Annotated in this window: 25 protein-coding genes; 19 read left to right on the top strand and 6 right to left on the bottom strand. The window is 68.4% G+C overall.

Annotated elements, in window-relative coordinates; translation table 11 throughout:
- Positions 1 to 37 precede the first annotated feature (37 nt).
- The 5 genes from pyrH (at position 38) to DI276_RS03700 (ending at position 3393) form a co-directional block, all read left to right on the top strand.
- Positions 38 to 748: a UMP kinase gene (pyrH, locus tag DI276_RS03720; protein WP_112262192.1), complete on the top strand. Its 711-nt coding sequence runs from the start codon at positions 38 to 40 to the stop codon at positions 746 to 748.
- A 57-nt stretch (positions 749 to 805) separates the two neighbouring features.
- Positions 806 to 1363, top strand: a complete 558-nt coding sequence (gene frr / locus DI276_RS03715) for a ribosome recycling factor (protein WP_112261860.1) — start codon at positions 806 to 808, stop codon at positions 1361 to 1363.
- 66 nt (positions 1364 to 1429) lie between these two features.
- A complete protein-coding gene (locus tag DI276_RS03710; protein ID WP_112261859.1) occupies positions 1430 to 2284 on the top strand; it encodes a phosphatidate cytidylyltransferase in 855 nt (284 codons plus the stop codon).
- 31 nt (positions 2285 to 2315) lie between these two features.
- A complete protein-coding gene (locus DI276_RS03705; protein ID WP_157984502.1) occupies positions 2316 to 2864 on the top strand; it encodes an RNA polymerase sigma factor in 549 nt (182 codons plus the stop codon).
- Complete coding sequence (locus DI276_RS03700) at positions 2851 to 3393, top strand: hypothetical protein (protein ID WP_112261857.1); 543 nt, start codon at positions 2851 to 2853, stop codon at positions 3391 to 3393. Before DI276_RS03705 ends, DI276_RS03700 begins: the two co-directional genes overlap by 14 nt.
- On the opposite strand, the gene DI276_RS03695 is transcribed toward DI276_RS03700, so the two are convergent.
- Positions 3390 to 4208 carry a VOC family protein gene (locus tag DI276_RS03695; protein WP_112261856.1) on the bottom strand — a complete coding sequence of 273 codons (819 nt, stop codon included), beginning with the start codon at positions 4206 to 4208 and terminating at the stop codon, positions 3390 to 3392. The two genes, DI276_RS03700 and DI276_RS03695, sit on opposite strands and share 4 nt — an antisense overlap.
- 94 nt (positions 4209 to 4302) lie before the next feature.
- Here DI276_RS03695 and DI276_RS03690 point away from each other — a divergent pair, with 94 nt between their 5' ends.
- Genes DI276_RS03690 through DI276_RS03680 form a run of 3 tightly spaced genes read left to right on the top strand, consistent with a single transcriptional unit; the run spans position 4303 to position 6834 of the window.
- Positions 4303 to 5046 carry a class I SAM-dependent methyltransferase gene (locus DI276_RS03690; RefSeq protein ID WP_232836431.1) on the top strand — a complete coding sequence of 248 codons (744 nt, stop codon included), beginning with the start codon at positions 4303 to 4305 and terminating at the stop codon, positions 5044 to 5046.
- Entirely contained in the window at positions 5043 to 5846 is an 804-nt protein-coding gene (locus DI276_RS03685) for a GNAT family N-acetyltransferase (RefSeq protein ID WP_112261855.1), read from the top strand. Before DI276_RS03690 ends, DI276_RS03685 begins: the two co-directional genes overlap by 4 nt.
- 10 nt (positions 5847 to 5856) lie before the next feature.
- On the top strand, positions 5857 to 6834 hold the full coding sequence (locus DI276_RS03680; RefSeq protein WP_112261854.1) for an aldo/keto reductase: 978 nt from the start codon (positions 5857 to 5859) through the stop codon (positions 6832 to 6834).
- Position 6835: 1 nt separating this feature from the next.
- Here DI276_RS03680 and DI276_RS03675 read toward each other — a convergent pair whose 3' ends face one another.
- On the bottom strand, positions 6836 to 7339 hold the full coding sequence (locus DI276_RS03675; protein WP_112261853.1) for a PadR family transcriptional regulator: 504 nt from the start codon (positions 7337 to 7339) through the stop codon (positions 6836 to 6838).
- Between the two features lie 77 nt (positions 7340 to 7416).
- Here DI276_RS03675 and rlmN point away from each other — a divergent pair, with 77 nt between their 5' ends.
- The 6 genes from rlmN to DI276_RS50740 all read left to right on the top strand — a co-directional run bounded on the left by rlmN (position 7417) and on the right by DI276_RS50740 (position 13003).
- A complete protein-coding gene (rlmN, locus tag DI276_RS03670) occupies positions 7417 to 8523 on the top strand; it encodes a 23S rRNA (adenine(2503)-C(2))-methyltransferase RlmN (protein WP_112261852.1) in 1107 nt (368 codons plus the stop codon).
- Complete coding sequence (locus tag DI276_RS53350; protein ID WP_408610492.1) at positions 8454 to 8669, top strand: FitA-like ribbon-helix-helix domain-containing protein; 216 nt, start codon at positions 8454 to 8456, stop codon at positions 8667 to 8669. The genes rlmN and DI276_RS53350 overlap by 70 nt, the downstream gene beginning before the upstream one ends.
- 114 nt (positions 8670 to 8783) lie before the next feature.
- A complete protein-coding gene (locus DI276_RS03665) occupies positions 8784 to 9422 on the top strand; it encodes a hypothetical protein (RefSeq protein WP_112261851.1) in 639 nt (212 codons plus the stop codon).
- Between the two features lie 10 nt (positions 9423 to 9432).
- A complete protein-coding gene (locus tag DI276_RS03660; protein ID WP_157984501.1) occupies positions 9433 to 9864 on the top strand; it encodes a hypothetical protein in 432 nt (143 codons plus the stop codon).
- A gap of 44 nt (positions 9865 to 9908) precedes the next feature.
- The gene (locus tag DI276_RS03655; protein ID WP_269814221.1) at positions 9909 to 11492 is read left to right on the top strand and encodes a serine/threonine-protein kinase; all 1584 of its coding nucleotides are present in this window, start codon (positions 9909 to 9911) and stop codon (positions 11490 to 11492) included.
- Positions 11489 to 13003: a serine/threonine-protein kinase gene (locus DI276_RS50740; protein ID WP_198680445.1), complete on the top strand. Its 1515-nt coding sequence runs from the start codon at positions 11489 to 11491 to the stop codon at positions 13001 to 13003. The genes DI276_RS03655 and DI276_RS50740 overlap by 4 nt, the downstream gene beginning before the upstream one ends.
- Here the strand turns inward: DI276_RS50740 and DI276_RS03645 are convergent.
- Positions 12990 to 13346, bottom strand: a complete 357-nt coding sequence (locus DI276_RS03645) for a winged helix-turn-helix transcriptional regulator (protein WP_112262190.1) — start codon at positions 13344 to 13346, stop codon at positions 12990 to 12992. The genes DI276_RS50740 and DI276_RS03645 overlap by 14 nt on opposite strands.
- Before the next feature lie 104 nt (positions 13347 to 13450).
- Here DI276_RS03645 and DI276_RS03640 point away from each other — a divergent pair, with 104 nt between their 5' ends.
- On the top strand, positions 13451 to 14350 hold the full coding sequence (locus DI276_RS03640; RefSeq protein WP_112262189.1) for an NADP-dependent oxidoreductase: 900 nt from the start codon (positions 13451 to 13453) through the stop codon (positions 14348 to 14350).
- Here the strand turns inward: DI276_RS03640 and DI276_RS03635 are convergent.
- Positions 14347 to 14604: a DUF2631 domain-containing protein gene (locus DI276_RS03635; protein WP_112262188.1), complete on the bottom strand. Its 258-nt coding sequence runs from the start codon at positions 14602 to 14604 to the stop codon at positions 14347 to 14349. The genes DI276_RS03640 and DI276_RS03635 overlap by 4 nt on opposite strands.
- Before the next feature lie 154 nt (positions 14605 to 14758).
- Between DI276_RS03635 and DI276_RS03630 the strand changes: the two genes are divergently transcribed.
- Together DI276_RS03630 and DI276_RS03625 are read left to right on the top strand one after the other, a co-directional pair.
- Positions 14759 to 15898 (top strand): ABC transporter ATP-binding protein, encoded by a 1140-nt coding sequence (locus tag DI276_RS03630; protein ID WP_112261848.1) that lies wholly within the window; start codon positions 14759 to 14761, stop codon positions 15896 to 15898.
- Positions 15891 to 17021, top strand: a complete 1131-nt coding sequence (locus DI276_RS03625) for an ABC transporter substrate-binding protein (RefSeq protein WP_112261847.1) — start codon at positions 15891 to 15893, stop codon at positions 17019 to 17021. The genes DI276_RS03630 and DI276_RS03625 overlap by 8 nt, the downstream gene beginning before the upstream one ends.
- Here the strand turns inward: DI276_RS03625 and DI276_RS03620 are convergent.
- Positions 17008 to 18120 (bottom strand): cytochrome P450, encoded by a 1113-nt coding sequence (locus tag DI276_RS03620; protein ID WP_157984500.1) that lies wholly within the window; start codon positions 18118 to 18120, stop codon positions 17008 to 17010. The two genes, DI276_RS03625 and DI276_RS03620, sit on opposite strands and share 14 nt — an antisense overlap.
- A complete protein-coding gene (locus DI276_RS03615) occupies positions 18095 to 18634 on the bottom strand; it encodes a TetR/AcrR family transcriptional regulator (protein WP_112262187.1) in 540 nt (179 codons plus the stop codon). Before DI276_RS03615 ends, DI276_RS03620 begins: the two co-directional genes overlap by 26 nt.
- Positions 18635 to 18701: 67 nt before the next feature.
- Between DI276_RS03615 and DI276_RS03610 the strand changes: the two genes are divergently transcribed.
- Together DI276_RS03610 and DI276_RS03605 are read left to right on the top strand one after the other, a co-directional pair.
- On the top strand, positions 18702 to 19541 hold the full coding sequence (locus DI276_RS03610) for an ABC transporter permease (protein WP_232836430.1): 840 nt from the start codon (positions 18702 to 18704) through the stop codon (positions 19539 to 19541).
- A complete protein-coding gene (locus DI276_RS03605) occupies positions 19538 to 20344 on the top strand; it encodes an ABC transporter permease (protein ID WP_112261844.1) in 807 nt (268 codons plus the stop codon). Before DI276_RS03610 ends, DI276_RS03605 begins: the two co-directional genes overlap by 4 nt.
- Positions 20345 to 20405 lie beyond the last annotated feature (61 nt).

Raw genomic sequence — 20405 nt, 5'->3', positions numbered from 1 at the left:
TGTGAGCGAAGCAGGTAGCCATGGCTACAACCGGGTGATGCTCAAGCTCGGTGGCGAGATGTTCGGCGGCGGTGGCGTCGGTGTCGATCCCGATGTCGTCCAGACAGTCGCCCGGCAGATCGCGGCCGTCCACAAGTCCGGCGTGCAGGTGGCCGTCGTGATCGGTGGTGGCAACTTCTTCCGCGGGTCCGAGCTCCAGCAGCGCGGCATGGACCGTTCGCGCGCCGACTACATGGGCATGCTCGGCACGGTCATGAACTGCCTGGCGCTGCAGGACTTCCTCGAGCGCGAGCACGGCATCGACACGCGCGTGCAGACGTCGATCCAGATGACGCAGGTCGCCGAGCCGTACATCCCCCGCCGCGCGATGCGCCACCTCGAGAAGGAACGCGTCGTGATCTTCGGTGGCGGCGCCGGCCTGCCGTACTTCTCCACCGACACGACCGCCGCCCAGCGCGCGCTGGAGATCGGCTGCGAGATCGTCCTGATGGCCAAGGCCGTCGACGGCGTCTACACGGCCGACCCCAAGACCGACCCCGACGCGCTGATGTTCGACAACATCACCCACCGCGAAGTGCTGGAGCGCGGCCTCAACGTCGCCGATGCCACGGCCTTCAGCCTCTGCATGGACAACAACATGCCGATCCTCGTCTTCAACCTCCTCACCGAGGGGAACATCGCGCGCGCGGTGCGTGGTGAGAAGATCGGCACTCTGGTCAGCACCCCCGGTGGCCGCCCGGCCTTCTAGACCTGCTGGGATCTGATCAGGAACCGGGAAGAAGCACACGCAGAGCAAGGAGCAGTCGTGATCGACGAGACCCTCCTCGACGCCGAGGAGAAGATGGAAAAGGCGGTTTCGGTGGCGAAGGAGAACCTCGCCTCCGTTCGAACCGGTCGTGCGACTCCCTCGATGTTCAACCGCATCCACGTCGACTACTACGGATCGCCGACGCCGCTGAACCAGATGGCCAGCATCACGGTGCCCGAGGCGCGCATGGCGGTCGTGAAGCCGTACGACGCGAGCCAGCTGAACGCCATCGAGAAGGCCATCCGGGACTCCGACCTGGGCGTCAACCCGAGCAACGACGGCAACATCATCCGCATCGTGATCCCGCAGCTCTCCGAGGAGCGCCGCCGGGACATGGTGAAGGTCGCGAAGCAGAAGGGCGAGGACGCGCGCGTCTCCGTCCGCGGTGTGCGCCGCAAGGCGAAGGAAGAGATCGACAAGCTCGTCAAGGACGGCGAGGTCGGCGAGGACGACGGCGCGCGCGGTGAGAAGGAGCTCGACGCTCTCACCCACAGGTACACCGCGCAGGTCGACGAGCTCGTGAAGCACAAGGAAGCCGAGCTTCTCGAAGTCTGATGTTCCTGATGGTTTCGCCCGGCCGAGCGCCGCAGGCGTATTAGCTCTGGCCGGGCGGAGGTCGTGATGGGAGCACAGGTGGCAGGCAGTCCCGCGGACGTGCCCGCGTCGAAACCGTCGCGCGCAGGACGTGACCTGCGAGCGGCGATCCTGGTCGGCGTCGGGCTCGGCGCAATGATCATCTTGTCGCTGCTGACCGTGCGGCAGACCTTCATCGGCATCGTCGCGGCCGCCGCGGCGGTGTCGACGTGGGAGCTGGCGAGCGCCTTCCGCAAGGGCGGCATCAACGTCGCCCTGTGGCCCGCTCTCATCGGCGGCCAGGCGATGATCTGGCTGTCCTGGCCGCTGGAACGCTCCGGCATGATGACCGCGTTCGTGGTCACCGTGCTGGTGTGCATGATCTGGCGGTTCCGCGGCGGTTCGGACGGCTACCTGCGCGATCTCAGCGCGTCCGTCTTCACCGTCGCGTACGTGCCGTTGTTCGCCTCCTTCGCCGCCATGCTGGTCGTGCCGGAGGACGGCGCGGGCCGCGCGTTCGCGTTCCTCATCGGTGTCGTGCTCTCCGACGTCGGCGGCTACGCGGCCGGTGTCTTCCTCGGCAAGCACCCGATGGCGCCGACGATCAGCCCGAAGAAGTCCTGGGAGGGCTTCGCCGGTTCGCTGATCGCGGGCATGGTCGGTGGCGCGATCACGGTCACCACGCTGCTCGACGGCCAGTGGTGGCACGGCGTGCTGTTCGGCGCCGCGCTCGTCGTCACGGCCACGGCCGGCGACCTGGTCGAGTCGCTGATCAAGCGCGACCTCGGCATCAAGGACATGGGCACGCTGCTGCCCGGCCACGGCGGCCTCATGGACCGGATGGACTCGCTGCTCCCGTCCGCCGTCGCCTCCTGGTTGCTGCTGCACCTCTTCGTCCAGTGACGGTTTCCGCGCAACGCCGCAAGTAGTGGTTGTGAGAGACCACGAGGCACTGGCGGCGTTCGAGCGGATCTACCGCGACAACGTCGGCGCGATCACCCGATATTTCGCCAGGCGGTGCGTCGAACCGCAGCTTGTGGCTGACCTGACTGCGGAGACGTTCGTTCGCGCGATCTCGTCGTTCCCGAGGTTCGACCCTTCGAGGGGGACGGCGGTGGGTTGGCTGTACGGCATCGCGCGCAAGGCCTTCGCCGCGCACTGCGAACAGTCCGCTCGGAGCAGTGAACTCGTGCGCAGGGTCGGCGGCAGGCGCGAGCTCGAGCGCGACGAACTGGCCGAGTTGGAGGAGCGGATCGACGCCGAACAGAGTGGGCGCCTGCTGATCGAACGGCTGGCGACGCTGCCCGAGATCGAACGGGAAGCGATCGAGCTCGTGCACCTCGATGGTCTCGCACCCAAGGAAGCGGCCGAAGCGCTCGGCGTGCCGAAGGGGGCGATGCGGTCTCGGCTGTACCGCGCCACGGCACGCATGCGCGAGGTCGTCGGCGACGAGGTGGAGGTGCGGGCAGATGGGCAAGTTTGAGGACAGCCTGTGGACTGAGCTGCAGCGCGAGCACGGACAGGCGCTGCTGCAGAACATGGCGAAGCGGCAAAGCCGGCGCGCCAGGCGCTGGGTGGGCATTGCGGCTGCGGTAACCGTTCTCGGGACGGGCGCGTTGGTGGCGTCGACCTACTTCGGCGGCGCGCCACCCGCGTACGCCGTGGTCGACAACCCGGACGGCTCGGTGACGCTGACCGTGCGGGAGGTGCAGAGGTTCGAAGAGGCGACGGCGAAGCTGCGCGAGCGAGGCATCCCGGCGGCCGCGTTGCCGTTGCGGGAGAACTGCCCGGCCGGCGGGCGCAAGCTTGATTCTCCGAGGGCGCTCGGCGCGGTGGAGTTCCAGTCGGCCCCTGGGAAGATCGAGATCAAGATCCTGCGTGACCACATCCCGGCGGATGCCACGGTGGTGCTCGCCGCGGAGCACGACGAGCAGAACGGCACCTGGACCGTTGCCGGCGGAGTCTACGAGCGCGACCAGCTGCCGAGCTGCCTGCCCCTACACCAGCGCTAGTCGTCGTACGGGTCGTCCGCCTCGATGCGCGGCTCGGTCTCGATCACGCGGGACTGGTCGATCACCGAGAACGCCATGCCCGCGTGGTCCTCGACGACGGTGATGCGTCCGAACGGGGTGTCGTAGGGCTCGACGGTCACCCGGCCGCCGAGCTCCAGCACCCGGTACGCCACCGAGTCGGTGCCGATCTCGGGCGCGGCGTTGAAGTACACCATCCAGTGCGACCGCTCCCCGTACGGGAACTCGCGGCCCATCTTCTGCCTGCCGATGACCTCGGTGCCCTCGACGGACCACGACGCGTAGTCCAGCCGGTGCCCGTCGCCGATCTGCGTGATGTCGTAGTGGCACAGCTCGCCGAAGAACTCGTCGGCCGCCGCACCGTCACGGGTGTTCAGCTCGGCCCACGCGTAGGCGCCGTGCCCGCCGGTGCCGAACCGCCAGTCCGGAGGCACGTGCCGGAACCCGACGACGGCGCCGGTCGGGTCGGCGATCACGGTGCTCTGCGTGTTGTCGGCGGCGTCCTCCGGGTTGCGCAGCACGGATCCGCCGAGGTGGAAGGCCTTTTCCGCGGTGGCGCGCGCATGTGGCGTGACCAGGTACAACCGCCACGACTCCGGCTCGCCCTGCGGCAGTCCGGCGACGGGGACGCCGTCGACCATCGCGACGGTGTAGCCGGCATCGTCGGCGTAGTGCCAGCCGAACAGGCCGGTGTAGAACTCGATAGCGGCCTTGAGGTCGTCGACGGTTCGCTCCACCCAGCACGGGCTTCCGGCGAGCAACGGCGCGAGCTGGGGAGTGTTGGGCGCGATCGACACTGCCGCCTCCTGCTGGGAAGAGATGCGGTCACGCTACGCCGTAGTTGGACGAATTCGAACAGTGACCGGCAAATCGAGGCCCTACAGTGTCTTCGTGAGGGGATTCGTGCGGGCGGCGCTCAACGCGGTGCGTCCGGTAGATGTCGTGCCAAGTCCGAACATCTGGCATTGGCCGGACATCTACGAGGTCGAGAACCGCGCGCAGGACGTGCACGGCGCGATTTGGGCGGCGTTGCGCGAAGAATGTTCGTTTGATGGTTCGGACGTCGTGGACATCGGTTGTGGCGACGGTTTCCACCTGCCGATCTTCGCCTCCTCCGCGCGTTCGGTCGTCGGCGTCGAACCGCACCCGCCGCTCGTCGTGCGCGCTCGCAACCGCGTGGCGTCCTTGTCTCAGGTGCGCGTGGTTTCCGGTCCCGCGCAACGGCTACCGCTCGATGACGGGTGTGCTGATCTCGTGCACGCCCGCACGGCCTACTTCTTCGGACCTGGCTGCGAACCGGGCCTGCGCGAGGCTGATCGCGTGTTGCGTCCCGGCGGTGCTTTGGCGATCGTCGACCTCGACGGTGCGGCCTCGCCGTACGGGCCGTGGCTGCGTGCCGACGAACCGCGCTACGACCCGGCGGCGGTCGAGAAGTTCTTCGCGGACAACGGTTTCTCGCTCACGCGGGTCACGGCGGAATGGCGCTTCGAAAGTCGGGAAGACCTGGAGTCCGTGCTGCGCATCGAATTCTCCGAAAAGGTTGCCGAACGGGCGATCGCGTCCGTCGACGGGCTGAGCTTCCCGGTGGGCTACCGGCTGCACGTTCGCCGCAAGCCCAAGGGGTTGATCGTGTGATCCGCGAGATGCAGCGCCTCACCGAACGACTCTGGTCCCGGCGCAGCAACTGGCACGTCGGAGACCTTGCCTGGCAACGGTTCGAGCACGTCGGGCGCGAGCCGGAGTGGCAGTTCGAGCTGTGGCACCGCGACGGCGAGGTGGCGGCCTGGGCGTGGGAGCAGCGGGGCACCGACCTCTTCCTCCAGGTCGATCCTGCTTGTGCGGACCTCGCCGACGAGGTGCTGAAGCGCTTTCCCGGCCGCAAGGTGATGGTCCTCGACGCCGAAGACCACCTCATCGCAGCGCTGGAGCGGCAAGGGTACTCGGCCCAGGACGGCCAGTACCAGGTGTTCATGTCGCACGATTTGGCCGGCTTGCCCGAAGTCGAGCTGCCTGCCGGGTTCACGGTCCGATCGATCACGGAAGCTGATCTGGCGCAACGGGTCGAGATCCACCAGCGGGTCTGGCACCCGTCACGGGTGACCGAGGAGAGCTACCGGAACGTGATGGCGGCTTGGCCGTATCGCACGGATCTGGACTGGGTGGTCGAGGCGCCGGACGGGCGGTTTGCCGCTTACTGCCTGGTGTGGCTGGACGCGCGGAACCGGGTCGGGGAGCTGGAGCCGGTGGGCACACATCCGGACTTCCGGCGGCTGGGGTTGGGGCGGGCCGCCTGCTTCGGAGCGATGCGGGCGTTGCGCGATCTGGGCGCGGAGCAGGCGATCGTGTATCCGGTGCACGGGCTTCCCGCCGAGAAGTTCTACCTGCAACTGGGGTTCGGGCCCTACGCGCGCACGCTGACTTACGCGCGCGACTAGGCTCTGGTTCGTGGAGAAGCGAATCGCAGGCAGGTTGAACCGCCAGGTCGGCGTAGTGGGACTGGGCTGCTGGCAGCTCGGCGCCGACTGGGGCGAGGTGGACGAGAGCGAGGCGCTCGCGCTGCTGCACGCCGCCGCCGACACGGGTGTCGACTTCTTCGACACCGCGGACGTGTACGGCGACGGGCGCAGCGAGAGCCTCGTCGGACGGTTCCTCGAGGAGCGCAAGGACGACGGTGTCTTCGTCGCCACGAAGATGGGGCGGCGGCTGCCGGCGCAGACCACGGAGGGGTACAACCGGGAGAACTTCCTCGCGTGGAACGACCGGAGCCGCCGCAATCTGGGCGTCGACACGTTGGACCTGGTGCAGCTGCACTGTCCGCCCACGCCGGTCTACAACCGGGACGAGGTGTTCGACACCTTGGACGAAATGGTTGAGCAGCAACGGATTGCTGCCTACGGCGTGTCGGTGGAGAAGGTCGAGGAGGCCTTGGCGGCGATCAGGCGCCCGCACGTGGCCAGCGTGCAGATCATCCTGAACGCGTTCCGGCTCAAGCCGCTCGAAGAGGTGCTGCCCGCGGCGCAGGAGGCCGGCGTCGCGATCATCGCGCGGGTGCCGCTCGCGTCCGGGCTGTTGACCGGGAAGTACACGGCGGCAACGACTTTCGGCGCGGACGATCACCGCAACTACAACCGCAACGGTGAGGCGTTCGACGTCGGCGAGACCTTCTCCGGGGTTCCGTACGAGGTGGGCCTGGAGGCGGTGGAACGCCTGCGGCCGCTCGTTCCCGAGGGCGCCACGATGGCGCAGTTCGCGCTGCGGTGGATCGTCGACCAGCCCGGTGTCACGGTGGTGATCCCCGGTGCTCGCAACGTGGAGCAGGCGCGGGCGAACTCACTCGCCGCCGAGCTGCAGCCCGTTGACGAGAAGGCGGTCGCCGCGGTGTACGACGAGCTGATCCGGCCGCACGTGCACGACCGGTGGTAGGTCACTCCTCGGCGAGGATGGCGTAGAGCTTGCGCCGCAGGTCGTTGTAGAGCTCGACGGCGCGGGCCTTCTGCTCGGGCGTGCCCGCGTGGGAGATCTGCTCCATCGCGCTGCCGAGCAGCCTGATGGCGGTGCGCAGTTCGCCGTCGACCGGGTCGAGCTGGATGTTGATGTCGCGCCAGGGCGGGGCCGTGTGCTCCGTCCTGCCGTGGTCGGTGAGCGTGAACAGCTTCTTGCCTCCTTCTTCCGCTGCGGAGATGAGGCCTTCGTCGGCGAGCATCTGCAGCGTCGGGTAGACCGAGCCGGGGCTCGGGCTCCACACGCCGCCGGTGCGCCTGGCGATCTCCTGAATGATCTCGTAGCCGTGCATCGGCCGTTCTGCCAGCAAGGACAGCACGGCCGCCCGGACGTTGCCGCGCCGTTGGCGGCCGCCCCTGCCACCGCCCCCGAAGGGTCCGTGGCGATGCCTGTGGTGGTGATCTCTGTGGTGTGGCTTCATCATCATGTCGTTAACGATATATCGGAACCTATCGCGATGCAACGGTCTTGTGGATGCGAAGTTCGTGGGACACTAGATGTGCTATGACCTCGCTTCCCCTTGTCTTCGACGCGCCCAAGCGCGGCCTGCCGCCGCGCCACCTGGTCGACCTCTCACCTGCTCAGCGTGCGGAAGCCGTTGCGGCCCTTGGTGAGAAGCCGTTCCGTGCCAAGCAGCTGTCGAACCACTACTTCAGCCGCCTGACCGTCGACCCCGCCGAGATGACCGACATCCCGGCCGCCGCGCGGGACAAGCTCGTCGCCGACCTGATGCCGTCGTTGTTCACGGTCGTGCGCAAGGTCACGTGTGACGAGGGGACCACCTCGAAGACGTTGCTGCGGGCGCACGACGGCACGCTCATCGAGTCGGTGCTGATGCGCTACCCGGACCGCGCGACGCTGTGCATCTCGTCGCAGGCGGGCTGCGGCATGGCGTGCCCGTTCTGCGCGACCGGCCAGGGCGGGCTGCAGCGCAACCTGTCGACGGCGGAGATCGTGGACCAGGTGCGACTGGGTGCCGCGGCGATGCGCGACGGCGAGCTGCCCGGCGGGCCCGGCCGGCTGTCGAACATCGTCTTCATGGGCATGGGCGAGCCGCTCGCGAACTACAAGCGCGTGATCGAGGCCGTCCACCGCATCACGGCGCCCGCGCCGGACGGGCTGGGCATCTCGCAGCGCACGGTCACGGTGTCGACGGTCGGGCTGGTGCCGGCGATTCGCAAGCTGACCGAGGAGAAGCTGCAGGTGCGGCTCGCGGTGTCGCTGCACACGCCGGACGACGAGCTGCGCAACACGTTGGTGCCGGTGAACACGCGGTGGGACGTCGCGGAGGTGCTGGAGGCGGCGCGCGGGTACGCGGACCAGACCGGGCGGCGGGTGTCGATCGAGTACGCGCTGATCCGGGACATCAACGACCAGCCGTGGCGGGCGGACATGCTCGGCAAGAAGCTGCGCAAGTACCTGGGGCCGTTGGTGCACGTGAACCTGATCCCGTTGAACCCGACGCCGGGGTCGAAGTGGGACGCGTCGCCGAAGCCGGTGGAGCGGGAGTTCGTGCGGCGGGTTCGGGAGCAGGGTGTGGAGTGCACCGTGCGGGACACGCGGGGGCAGGAGATCGCGGCGGCTTGCGGTCAGCTGGCTGCGGAGGGCTGAGCGTCAGCATCGGAGGTGGATCCTGGCGATCCGCGACTTCGGCGAAAGGCCTGAAGGCGAAGCTGAGGATTCGTGCGGCTGAGCACGGTCGATCGATGGAAGCCGAGGTACGCGCGATTCTCGCCGCAGTGCTGCCCCGGCAGTAGCGGTCAACGAGATCGGCGAAACGTTCCATCAGGTGTGTCTGGCTCGCTCCAGCAGCTTCTGCCGCGGACGAAACCGTTCGCTGCAGTGGGCCACGACCTCTACCGTTTCCCGCCATGAAGCTCCAGGGGGAACGCTGGCGCGCGCTCGTCAGCACCGTGCGGCTGGGCCGGGACGAGTACCGCGTGGTGCAGCCGGCTCGGCCGTTGTCGCACGCGCCGTTGTACGAGGGGTACCTCGGCGTGGAGGCCAGTGTGGACAAGGCGTCCGCGCGGGCCATCGCCATGGCGTGGGAGTTCGCGATGCGGTCGCCGCGGACGTTGGTGTACCTGCCGTTGCGGCAGAGTGATCGGGAGTGCCGGTGGAGCGACGGGCCGCTGCTGGATCTGGTGTTGGTGCACCACAGTCTCGGGTTTCGGCTGTCGAAGTGGAAGCAGGTGCGGGCGAAGCTCAAGGGCCGGCCGCACACCGTTGTGTGCCAAGGGTTGCAGAAGGAGCCGGACTACGAGCGGTTGCACCACCGGGACAACCGGGATCTGCTGCGCGGCGAGATCGTGGCCGACACCGTGTTCGTCGTCGGGAGCAGGGCCGCGTTCGAGGTCGGGGGACAGGAGCTGCGGCGGCTGGTCGAGGACTGCCCGCGGCACATGCACGAGAGCCCTGGCACGCACTGCTGTGCTGAGATCACCGAGGATCGACGGCACTGGAAGTGGCTGCACGTGGTCTACTGCGACGAGCATCGGGTGCACGCTTGAGGGGGCAGTTGTGGGAGTGATGTACGACTACTTCGCCGCGCCGTCGGACGAGGTGGCTGCCTCGATGGTCGACGGTGGACCGGTCGCGGCCGGGCACCGGGCGGTGGAGACCAAGTGGCTCGATCCCGCGGTGGTGATGGGGAAGCTGGAGGAGCTGCTCACCGGGCGGCCGTACGACGAGGTGATCGACGATCCGCGCTGCGCCGCTGACCTGGCGGTCGAGGGTGACGGCGAGGTGCTGGTCCTCACGGTCACCGACGGGCTCAGGGACGGGCTTGCCGGAGCTGGTGAGCTGACCGAGGTGGCGGCGGCCTGGGCCGGGATCGAGGAGCTCGACCGGTTCGACCCGGCTGAGCTGGCGGTCGTCCTGCGTGAGCTCAAAGAGCTTGCGGTGGACGCGGTGAAGGCCGGCGAGCGGCTCTACTGCTGGGTTTGCGTCTGAGGTAGCCAACTGGGCACGCGCTGCCAGCGGATACCATGCCGCGCGTGGGGGACACGACGAGGCTGGTCGCGGGCAGATACGCGACGCTCAGGGAGCTCGGCCGGGGCGGCATGGGGGTCGTCTGGCTCGCCGAGGACCGGGTCATCGGACGCCAGGTCGCGCTCAAGGAGCTGCGGACCACCGAGACCGAACGCGTGCTGCGGGAGGCACGCACCGCCGGGCGCCTGAACAGCCCGAACGTCGTCGGCATCTACGACGTCATCGTCGAGCACGGCGTCACGTACCTGGTCATGGAGCTCGTCGAGGCGCCGACGCTGTCCGAGGTCATGACCCGCAAGAGGCTCACCGAGGACGAGGTCGCGGACATCGGCCTGCAGACGCTCAACGCGCTGGAGGCTGCCCACGCGGCGGGCATCGTGCATCGGGACGTCAAGCCCAGCAACATCATGGTGCTGGCTGACGGACGCGTGAAGCTCGCCGACTTCGGCATCGCCCGCGCCATGGACGATCCGGGGCTGACCGCGACCGGCGGCATCATGGGCTCGCCGGGGTACATGGCGCCGGAGCTGTTCGCGGGCAAGGCGCCCTCACCCGCGAGCGACCTGTGGGCGTTGGGCGCCACCATGTTCCACGCGGTCGAGGGCCGCGCACCGTTCCAACGGGACACGACCGCGGCCACCATGCACGCGATCATGTACGAGGAGCCGGTGCTGCAACGCACCCAGGGCCCGCTCGCCGCCACGATCATGGCTCTGCTCACCCACGACGACACGCACCGGCTCACCGCGCCCCAGCTGCGCGAGCGGCTCACCGACCGCACCAAGACGATCACGCCGCCGACCCCGTCGGAGCAGACCGTCGTCATCGAGCCCGTCACCACGTTCGTCGCACCGAACACGCCGACGCGGGACGACTGGGTCGACGAGAAACCCAAGTCCCGCAAGAAGGTCGGTGTGTTCGCGGGCGCGGCGGCCGCGGTCGTGGTGGTCGCCCTCGCCGCTGTGTTCCTGATCAAACCGGACACGACCGGCACGGCAGCGGCGCAGCAGGGGCCGAGCTCGACGAGTGCGCAGCCGACCACGCAGACCACCAGCTCGACCTCAAGCGCGGCGAGCAGCAGTGCGGCGCCGAGCAGCAGCAGCGCGGCACCCAGCAGCAGCCAGGCCGGCACCGGTCCGAAGCCGACTCAGGGACAGCAGTCCACGCAACCGAACCAGCCGCAACCGCCGACAGCGCAGCCGAAGCCACCGCGGGAGACGCTCGCGTTGTCCCGCTACCGCAACGGCAACGGCTGGCACTACAGCGGCACCTCGCGGATCCCCGTTCCGGCGGGCTTCACGGTCGAGAACACCGGCGGCCTCGGCAAGCTCCTCGCGAAGGAGGAGCCGAACACGCGGGTGCTCTACTCCTGCCGGATCAACAACTCCGAGGACCGCATGTCGTCGGTACTCTTCAACTGCGAGGGACACGGGTACTACGGCGAGCTCGGCCACGTCTTCAAGGAGAAGCCGGCGGACGCGAACTCGTTGGAGCTGTGGCGCTGCAACATGGGCGGCCACCACTTCGAGTCGGTCGCCGACTGCGAGGGCTACACGAAAGAAGGCCGGCTCGGTTGGGTCCTCGCATGATCGCCGGCCGCTACGCGAAGATCCGCGAGCTCGGCCGCGGCGGCATGGGCGTGGTCTGGCTCGCCGAGGACCAGGTCATCGGCCGCCGGGTCGCGTTGAAGGAGCTGCGCACGACCGAGGTCGAGCGCGTGCTCAGCGAGGCCCGCACCGCGGGGCGCCTCAACAGCCCGAACGTCGTCGCGATCCACGACGTGATCAGCGAAGACGGCGTCACGTACATCGTGATGGAGCTGGTCGAGGCGCCGACGCTGACCGACCTCATGGCGCGCAGGACGTTCACCGAGGACGAGGTCGCGAGCATCGCCCTGCAGACGCTCAGCGCACTCGAAGCGGCCCACGCGGCCGGCATCGTGCACCGGGACGTCAAGCCCAGCAACATCATGGTCGCGCCGGACGGCACGGTGAAGCTGACCGACTTCGGCATCGCCCGCGCGATGGACGATCCGGGGCTGACCGCGACCGGCGGCATCATGGGCTCGCCCGGTTACATGGCGCCGGAGCTGTTCGCGGGCCAGCGGCCGTCACCCGCGAGCGACCTGTGGGCGTTGGGCGCCACCATGTTCCACGCGGTCGAGGGCCACTCACCGTTCCAACGGGACACGACTGCGGCCACCATGCACGCGATCATGTACGACGAGCCGGTCATCCGGCGCGCCCGCGGCCCGCTCGCGAACGTGATCATGGGGCTGCTGCACCAAAATCCGGCCCAGCGCCTCACCGCGGCTCAGATGAGGGCGCAGCTCGGCTCACCGTCCGAACGCACCGTCGTCATCGAGCCCGTCACCACCTTCGTTACGCCGCAGCCGACCAGGGACGCGTTCGACGAGCCGAAGAAGCGCCGCGCCGGCCTGATCGCAAGCGCGGCGGTGGCGGCCGTCGCGGTGATCGCGCTGGTCACGTTCCTGGTCGTGCGCCCGAACAGTGAGCCCGGCAACGCCGCTGCTCAGCAGAACGTCGGGACCACGACGACGACCACCACCACGACGCCACCGAGTTCCACCACCAGTTCGGCCCCGAGCAGCTCCAGCACGGCGTCGCCGTCCAGCCAGAGTCAGAGCCAGGCTCATGCCAGCACGCCGAAGTCCGCCCCGCAGGCACAGCAGCCGCCGCCGAAGCCCAAGCGCAAGACGCTGGAACTGGCCAGATGGAACGACGGCAAGTGGTACTTCACGACCTCGCCGAACGTGAGCCGCCCACCGCAGTTCAGCTCGCTGGACGGCCCGGCGGGCTGGCTCGCCGCGGCGCAGGAGGACGGCACCCGTCCGCTGTTCGCCTGCAGGAACAAGAACAACACCGGCGACCACTTCACCTCGACCGACGAAAACTGCGAGGGCAACCCCAAGCACGGCCTGCTCGGCTACATCTTCACCCGCAAGCCCGCCGACGGTGAGGTCATCCCGCTCTACCGCTGCGCACGCGACCAGATGGGCCGCCACTTCGACGCGCTCGACAAGGGATGCGAGGGTGCGACCACGGAGTTCCCTCTCGGTTTGGTGCTCACCGGACCGTGACGGGCTGTAGCGGCTCGGCCGAGTCGAACGTCTCCCGGGCTTCGGCGACGGACTCGTAGTTCTGTTGTGCCCACAACCGCAACGCGGCCAGCGGCTCGGTGACGCTGCGACCGAGCGGCGTCAGCTCGTACTCGACGCGCAACGGTACCGAGGGGTAGACCGTGCGCGTGACGAGCCCGTCGCGCTCCAACGTGCGCAACGTCTGCGTGAGCATCTTCTGGCTGACACCCTCCAGACGGCGCTTCAGCTCACCGAACCGCTTCGGCCCGTCCTCCAGCGCGCCGATCGCCAGCGCCGTCCACTTCGACGCGACCATGTCCAGCAGGTCGCGACACGGGCACATCTTGAGGTAAACGTCCCTGATCACGGCATAGTTTCTATCAGGTACCTAGTGCACAAGATAGTGCCTAATTGCCAGTGGAGACCAGCTCTCCCAAGCTAGTGGCCATGCGAGCGATCATCCAGAACGAGTTCGGCGGCCCGATCACCCTCACCGACCTGCCCAAGCCCACGCCACTCCCCACGGAGGTGTTGGTCAGGGTGCACGCGGCGGGCGTGAACCCGGTCGACTGGAAGACCCGGGCCGGCAGCGGCATGGCGGGGATGCAGACGTTCCCGCTGGTCCTCGGCTGGGACGTCGCCGGTGTCGTCGAGGAGGTCGGCTTCGGCGTGACGACGCTCAAGCCGGGCGACGAGGTCTACGGCATGCCGCGCTTCCCGCACGCCGCCGGTGCCTACGCCGAGTACGTCACGGCGCCGTCCAGGCACTTCGCCAAGAAGCCGCAGAGCCTCACGCACGTCGAGGCGGGCGCGCTACCGCTGGCCGCGCTCACCGCGTGGCAGATCTTGGTCGACACGGCCGACGTGCAGCCAGAACAAAAGGTGCTGATCACGGCCGCGGCGGGCGGCGTCGGCCATCTCGCGGTGCAGATCGCGAAGGCCCGCGGCGCGCACGTGATCGGCACCGCGCGCGAGCCCAAGCACGCGTTCCTCAAAGACCTCGGCGCCGATGAAGTGATCGACTACACGCAGGGCGACTACGAGGGCAACGACATCGACGTGTTCGTCGACCTGGTGGGCGGCGCATCACCGGCCGCGGTGCGCAGCGGTGGCCTGTTCGTGGGCGTGCCGTCCGGAGTGGACAGCGTGCAACGCGAGGACATCAGGATCAGCCCGATCCTGGTCGAGCCCGACCGCGCCGGGCTGGAGGCGATCACCGAACTCGTGGAGAGCGGTGCGCTCAGGGTGCACGTCGACGCGACGTTCCCGCTGGCGGACGCCGGAAAAGCACATGCCCTGGGCGAGACGGGTCGCACCCAGGGCAAGATCGTGCTCGAGACGCTCTAGCGACGCCAGGACGTCTTGCGCCGGGCCGCGTCCCACACCAGCAGCGCGATGATGGTCACGCCGCTGGCGATCAGGTAGATGTTCTCGGTCTGACCGTGGTGGTTGCCGATCAGCATCAGGAAGCAGAAGATCGCGGAGAGCCAGCCGGCGATGCGGGTGGCCTTGGGCAGCGTGCCGTGCCAGCCCCACTCGTGCGACGGCTCCTCGTGAGGGTCGACGGCAGGACGCTTGTCCAGTTCCGAGGACGAAGCCACGGTTTCCTCCACTGCTCATCCGGATTACGAGGTCATCGTCGCACACGTTCATCCGCACGGAGGTGTGAGGTCGCGCGCGCACGACTTACGGGCGAGGTCGGGCGCCGATACGCTCGGCGTGGCCCCCGTCCGATCTTTGTGAAGGCGCCTCGACTTGACCGGCTTCTCTCCCGCTGAGGCCTCCACCCCGGACACGTTCGCACCCGTCGAGATCGGCCTGCACGGGGTGCGCAAACGCTTCTCCGACCAGGTGGCGGTCGACGGCATCTCGCTGAACGTTCACGAGGGCGAGTTCTTCTCGGTGCTCGGCCCGTCCGGGTGCGGCAAGACCACGGTCCTGCGCATGATCGCGGGCTTCGTCGACCCGGACGAGGGCCGCATCGAGCTCGACGGCAACGACATGGTGGGCGTCCCTCCGTACCGGCGGGACGTCAACACCGTCTTCCAGTCCTACGCGCTGTTTCCGCACATGTCGGTGTGGGACAACGTCGCCTACGGCCTCAAGCGCAAGAAGATCCGCGGCGAGGAGCTGAAGAAGCGCGTCGGCGAGCACCTCGAACTGGTCAGGCTGTCCCAGTTCGCCAAGCGCAGGCCCGCGCAGCTCTCCGGCGGTCAGCAGCAGCGCGTCGCCATCGCCCGTGCGCTCGCTGCCGGACCACAGCTGCTCCTGCTGGACGAGCCGCTGGGCGCCCTCGACGCCAAGCTCCGCAAGGAACTGCAGATCGAGCTGATGCGCATCCAGCGCGAGGTCGGCACGACGTTCCTCTACGTCACGCACGACCAGGAAGAGGCGTTGGTCCTCTCACACCGCATCGCCGTGATGAACGCGGGCAAGATCGAGCAGGTCGGCTACCCCGAGGACGTCTACGAACGGCCCGCCACCCGGTTCGTCGCCGGGTTCATCGGCACGTCCAACATCCTCGCCGCTGAAGTGTCCGGTGTGGACGGTGAGTTCGCCGCGCTGCAAGCGTCTGGAGCCACGAACCTGCGCGCCAAGTTCGCCGGCAGCGTCAGTCACGGCCAGAAGGTCGCCGCCACCGTTCGCCCGGAGAAGGTGCACCTGTTCAACGAGACCGCCGAGCCGCCGACCGGCTGGTGCGTGCTCGCAGGCGTGGTCAAGGATGTCGTCTACACCGGCGTCTCCACGCAGTTCGTGGTCGACACGCCCGGTGGCGAGCTGGTGGCGTTCGTGCAGAACGCTCAGCGCATCGACGACGCGGGCGCGCCAGGCCAGCCGGTGCGACTGGCGTGGGACCCCGAGTTCACCGTGCTGCTGGACTCCGCCGATGGCTGAGCTCCGGATCGCCCGGCTGTGGGACACCGGCAGCCCGCGGGTGACCCGGCGCGCGATGCTGGGCTCGATGGCGTACTTCGCGCTCGCCGCGTGCGCGGTCGGTCCGGCGCCGACCAGCAGTGGCGGCACCAGCGCAGCCAAGGCCGCGAACCTCGTCGACGAACCCAAGCTCAACTTCTACAACTGGACCGACTACATCGCGCCGGAGACGTTGCCGGGCTTCCAGGCCATCACCGGCATCGAGGTCACCTACGACAACTTCTCCACCAACGACGAAATGGAAGCCAAGATCGCGTCCGGCCAGGCGGGCTACGACCTGGTGGTGCCGAGCGACAACTTCCTGCGCCGGTTCCTGCGGTCCGGGTTGTTGCAGCCGCTCGACCACGACGCGATCCCGAACCTCGTGAACCTGGAGCCGCGGTTCGTCGAGGCCGACTACGACCCCGGCAACAAGTACTCCGTGCCGTGGGCGTGGGGCACCACCGGACTGGCGTACTCGAAGTCGCAGATCGGCGGCGACGTCACGGGTTTCGACGCCTACGACCTGCCGAACGCCGAGGGCCGCAGCACGATCCTCGACGAGGCACGCGACGGCCTGGCGCTCGGCCTGCTCAAGCTCGGCCACGACCCGAACACCACGGACCGGAAGCAGCTCGACGACGCGGTGAACTTCCTGCTGTCGTTGAAGAAGAAGCTCGGCCAGATCACCTCCGACGTGATCGAGCCGCTCACCTCCGGCCAGGTCCGGCTGGCGCAGGCGTACTCCGGTGACGCGTTCCAGGCGAAGGACACCAGCGAGGACGTCGGTTACGCCATTCCGACCGAGGGTGGACTGTCCTACGTGGACCTGCTGGTCATCCCGAAGGACGCGCCGCATGCCGGGAACGCGCACCGGTTCATCGACTACATCCTCGGTGCGGACACGGGTGCGGCGCTGTCCAACGTGGTGCGCTACGGCAGCCCCAACGCCGCCGCCAAGCCGTTGATCGACAAGGACCTGCTGAACGACCCGCTGGTCTACCCGTCGGAGGACCAACTGAAGAAACTGCCGTTCACCAAAGACCTCGGCGGCGACGTCGAGGCGCGTTACGCCGACGCCTGGACGAAGGTCAAGACCGGCTGACCGGAAACGACTTCATCCCGCGGATCACGACCGAGTCGCGGAACGTCACCGGGCCCGTCTGACGCAGGTCGGGCATTCGGCGGGCCAGTGCGCGGAACGCCACCTCGCCCTCCATGCGCGCGAGCGTCGCACCCAGGCAGTAGTGGATGCCGCTGGAGAACGCGAGGTGCTCCGGCTTGTGCACGCGCATGACGTCGAACTTGTGGGCCTCGGGGTAGACGTCCGGGTCGCGGTTCGCGGCGGCGAGGAGGAGCGTGACCACCCCGTCCTCGTCGATCCCGTCGACCTGCTCGTGCGCGATCCGGCTGGTCAAATGCACCGGCGGCGCCCACCGCAGCGTCTCCTCGACGACCGCGGGCGCGAGTTCGGGATTGGCCTTGAAGAGCCGCCACTGCGACGGGTGGTCGAGCAGCGCGCGGGTGCCGTTGCCGATCAGGTTCACCGTGGTCTCGAACCCCGCCACCAGCAGCAACACCAGCGTGCCGAGCATCTCCCGGGCGGTGAGCTTCTGCCCGGCTTCGGCGGCGACCAGCGAGCTGATCACGTCGTCGCCGGGAGTCCTGCGCCGCTCGGCGATCAGCCGGTCGAACAGCGCGAGCACCTGGTCGTTGGCGTTGGCCATCGCTGCGGTGACGCCGGTGTCGAACGACTGGGCGACGAGCGCGCCGTAGTCGGCGAACTCGGCGGTATCGGCGTCGGGAATGCCGAGCAGGTCGCTGATCACCGAGATCGGCAGCGGCGCCGCGAAGTCGGCGATCAGTTCGAACTCGTCGCGGTCCAGCAGCGACTCGGCCACCTTCTCGACGCGCGCCCGGTACTCGTCGATCTTCTTCGGGCTGAACGCCGGTGTGGCGAGCCGGCGCAGCCGGGTGTGGTCCGGGGGATCGAGTTCCAGGAACGACTCCGGCAGCAAACCGCCGTTGGCCGGATAACTGCCGTCGGAGTAGCGGACGCCGAACCGCCGGTCGCGCAGGATCTTGTTGGTCAGCCGGTGACTCGTCGTCACCCAGAGGCCGCCATCGCGCGTCAGCGGTCCGTGCGCGCGTAGCCGTTCGTAGATCGGATACGGGTCGTCATGTCCGGTCAGCTGCTCCAGCACTGCTTACCCCCTCGAACACCGTGGTCAGCACGAACCGGGGAGCGTCCAGCGGCGCGAGCCGGCCGTCGCTGATCGCCTCCCAGGCGTTGAAGAGCCCGGCGTAGAGGGTGTGCAGGATCCACCACGCGGGCAGGTCGCGGCGCAGTTTCGTGCCCTGCAGCCGGGTGATCAGGTCGAGCACCGGCCGGTCCATCTCGCGGATCCGGGCGGCCAGTTCCTCGTCGCGTTCGAGGCCGGGGAAGCGGAGCAGGAACTCCACTCGCGGGCCGAGCGCGACCAGGCGCGTCATGAGGTCCTCGATCGCGTCGTCGCGGCTGAAGTCCACGTGGCACGACACGGACTCGATCAGGTCCAGCGCGTCGCTCGCGACGGCGCGGACCAGTGCTGATCGGGTGGGAAAGCGCTTGTGGAGCGTGGTCCTGCCGACACCGGCCGCTCTCGCGACATCACCCAGGGACGCGGTCGGGTCCTTGAGCAGCACCGACGTCGCCGTCTGCAGCAGGTGAACACTCATGTTCACAACGGTACATGAATGTTCAGCCGACCCGTCTTCTAGGAGTGTCACTGGCATGATCTGCGTTGTGTCGCGACGCTGGCTGAAGGCCAACGCCCTGCTCACGCCCACCGGGCTGTGGCTGGGGATTTTCCTGATCGCGCCGTTGGTGGTCGTCGTCCAGTTCAGCTTCGCCACGCGGGACACCGGGGTCGCCCGCGCGGTGCTGCCGTGGACGACGCAGGCCTACCTGACGGCGCTCGATCCGGCGTTCCTGCCGATCTTCGGCCGGACCCTGGTCTACGCGGTGGCGACGACCGCCGCCTGTCTGCTGCTGGGTTTCCCGCTGGCGTGGTTCATCGCCCGCTACGGCGGCCGGTACCGGACTCTGCTGCTCGCGGCGGTGCTTATCCCGTTCTGGTCGAGCTACCTCGCGCGGATCTACGCGTGGAAGGCGCTGCTCGACGGCGAGGGCCTGGTCAACACCGTGCTCGGGTGGGTGGGGCTGGACCGCGACGGCGGCTTTCTGCTGACGCACGGCGCGGTGATCCTCGGCCTGACGTACGGCTTCCTGCCGTTCATGGTTCTGCCGCTGTACGTGGCGTGCGAGCGGTTCGACTTCCGGCTCGTGGAGGCGTCCTACGACCTCGGCCACGGGCGGGTCTCGACGTTCTTCCGGGTGGTGCTGCCCGGTGTGTTCACGGGTGTGCTGGCCGGGTCGTTGCTCGTGCTGGTGCCGGCGGCGGGTGACTTCGTGACGCCGAAGCTGCTCGGCGGTGTGGACCAGTCGACGTTCGGGTCGGTGATCGACGACCAGTTCCGTGGCGGCAACAACTGGCCGTTGGGCTCGGCGATGGCCGTGCTGCTGCTCGTGCTGGTGGTGCTCGTGCTGCTGCTGCGCGGCCGGCGTGGGGAGGACGTGCTGTGAACCGTCGTCCGTGGGTGCTCGGGCTCGTCGTCGCGCTCGTCTTCCTGTTCCTGTACGCGCCGATCGTGTGGCTGGCGCTCGCGTCGTTCAACTCGTCGCGGTCTCTGTCGAAGATCAGCGGGTTGTCGACGCAGTGGTACGCCGAGCTGTTCGACGACACGCGGGTGCTGGCGTCGTTGCAGCTGACCTTGCAGCTGGCGTTGGCGTCCGCGCTGATCTCGACCGTGATCGGCACGCTGGCGGCGTTCGGGCTGCGCCGGGCGTTCCCCGGTCGCGGGCTGTGGACCGTGTTGCTGTCGCTGCCGCTGGTGGTGCCCGAGGTCGTCATGGGCGTGGCGATGCTGGGGTTCTTCGTGAAGCTCGCCGGGATTCCGCTCGGGTTCGGGGCACTGCTGTTCGCGCACGTGGCGTTCTCGCTGAGCTTCGTGGTCGTCGTGGTGCGGTCGCGGGTGTCCGGAATGGACGTTCGGATGGAGGAGGCCGCCGCGGACCTCGGTGCGTCGCCGTTCGTGGCGTTCCGGACGGTGACGTTGCCGTTGGTGGCGCCCGCGGTGGTGGCCGGCGCGGCGTTCGCGTTCCTGCTGTCGTTCGACGACGTGGTGATCTCGTCGTACCTGACCGGTGTCGGGTCGACGACGCTGCCGGTGTTCGTCTACGCGCAGGCCTCGAAACGGGGCATCTCGCCGGAGATCGTGGCGCTGTCGACGTTGATGGTGGCGGCGACCGCGCTGCTGTTGATCATCGGTGTGGTGATCGCGTCGTGGCGCGCCCGGAAGGCCGGGGCGACCGCACAGCTGGTCTGACTCGTCAACTTTCGTCGCGGGAATTCGATACTCCAGCGTGCCGCGCGACCACAGGACCGCT

It is taken from the genome of Lentzea terrae (genome assembly GCF_003265345.1).
Classification (GTDB): Bacteria; Actinomycetota; Actinomycetes; order Mycobacteriales; family Pseudonocardiaceae; genus Lentzea; species Lentzea terrae.
This window is presented reverse-complemented; position numbering and strand designations above follow the sequence as displayed.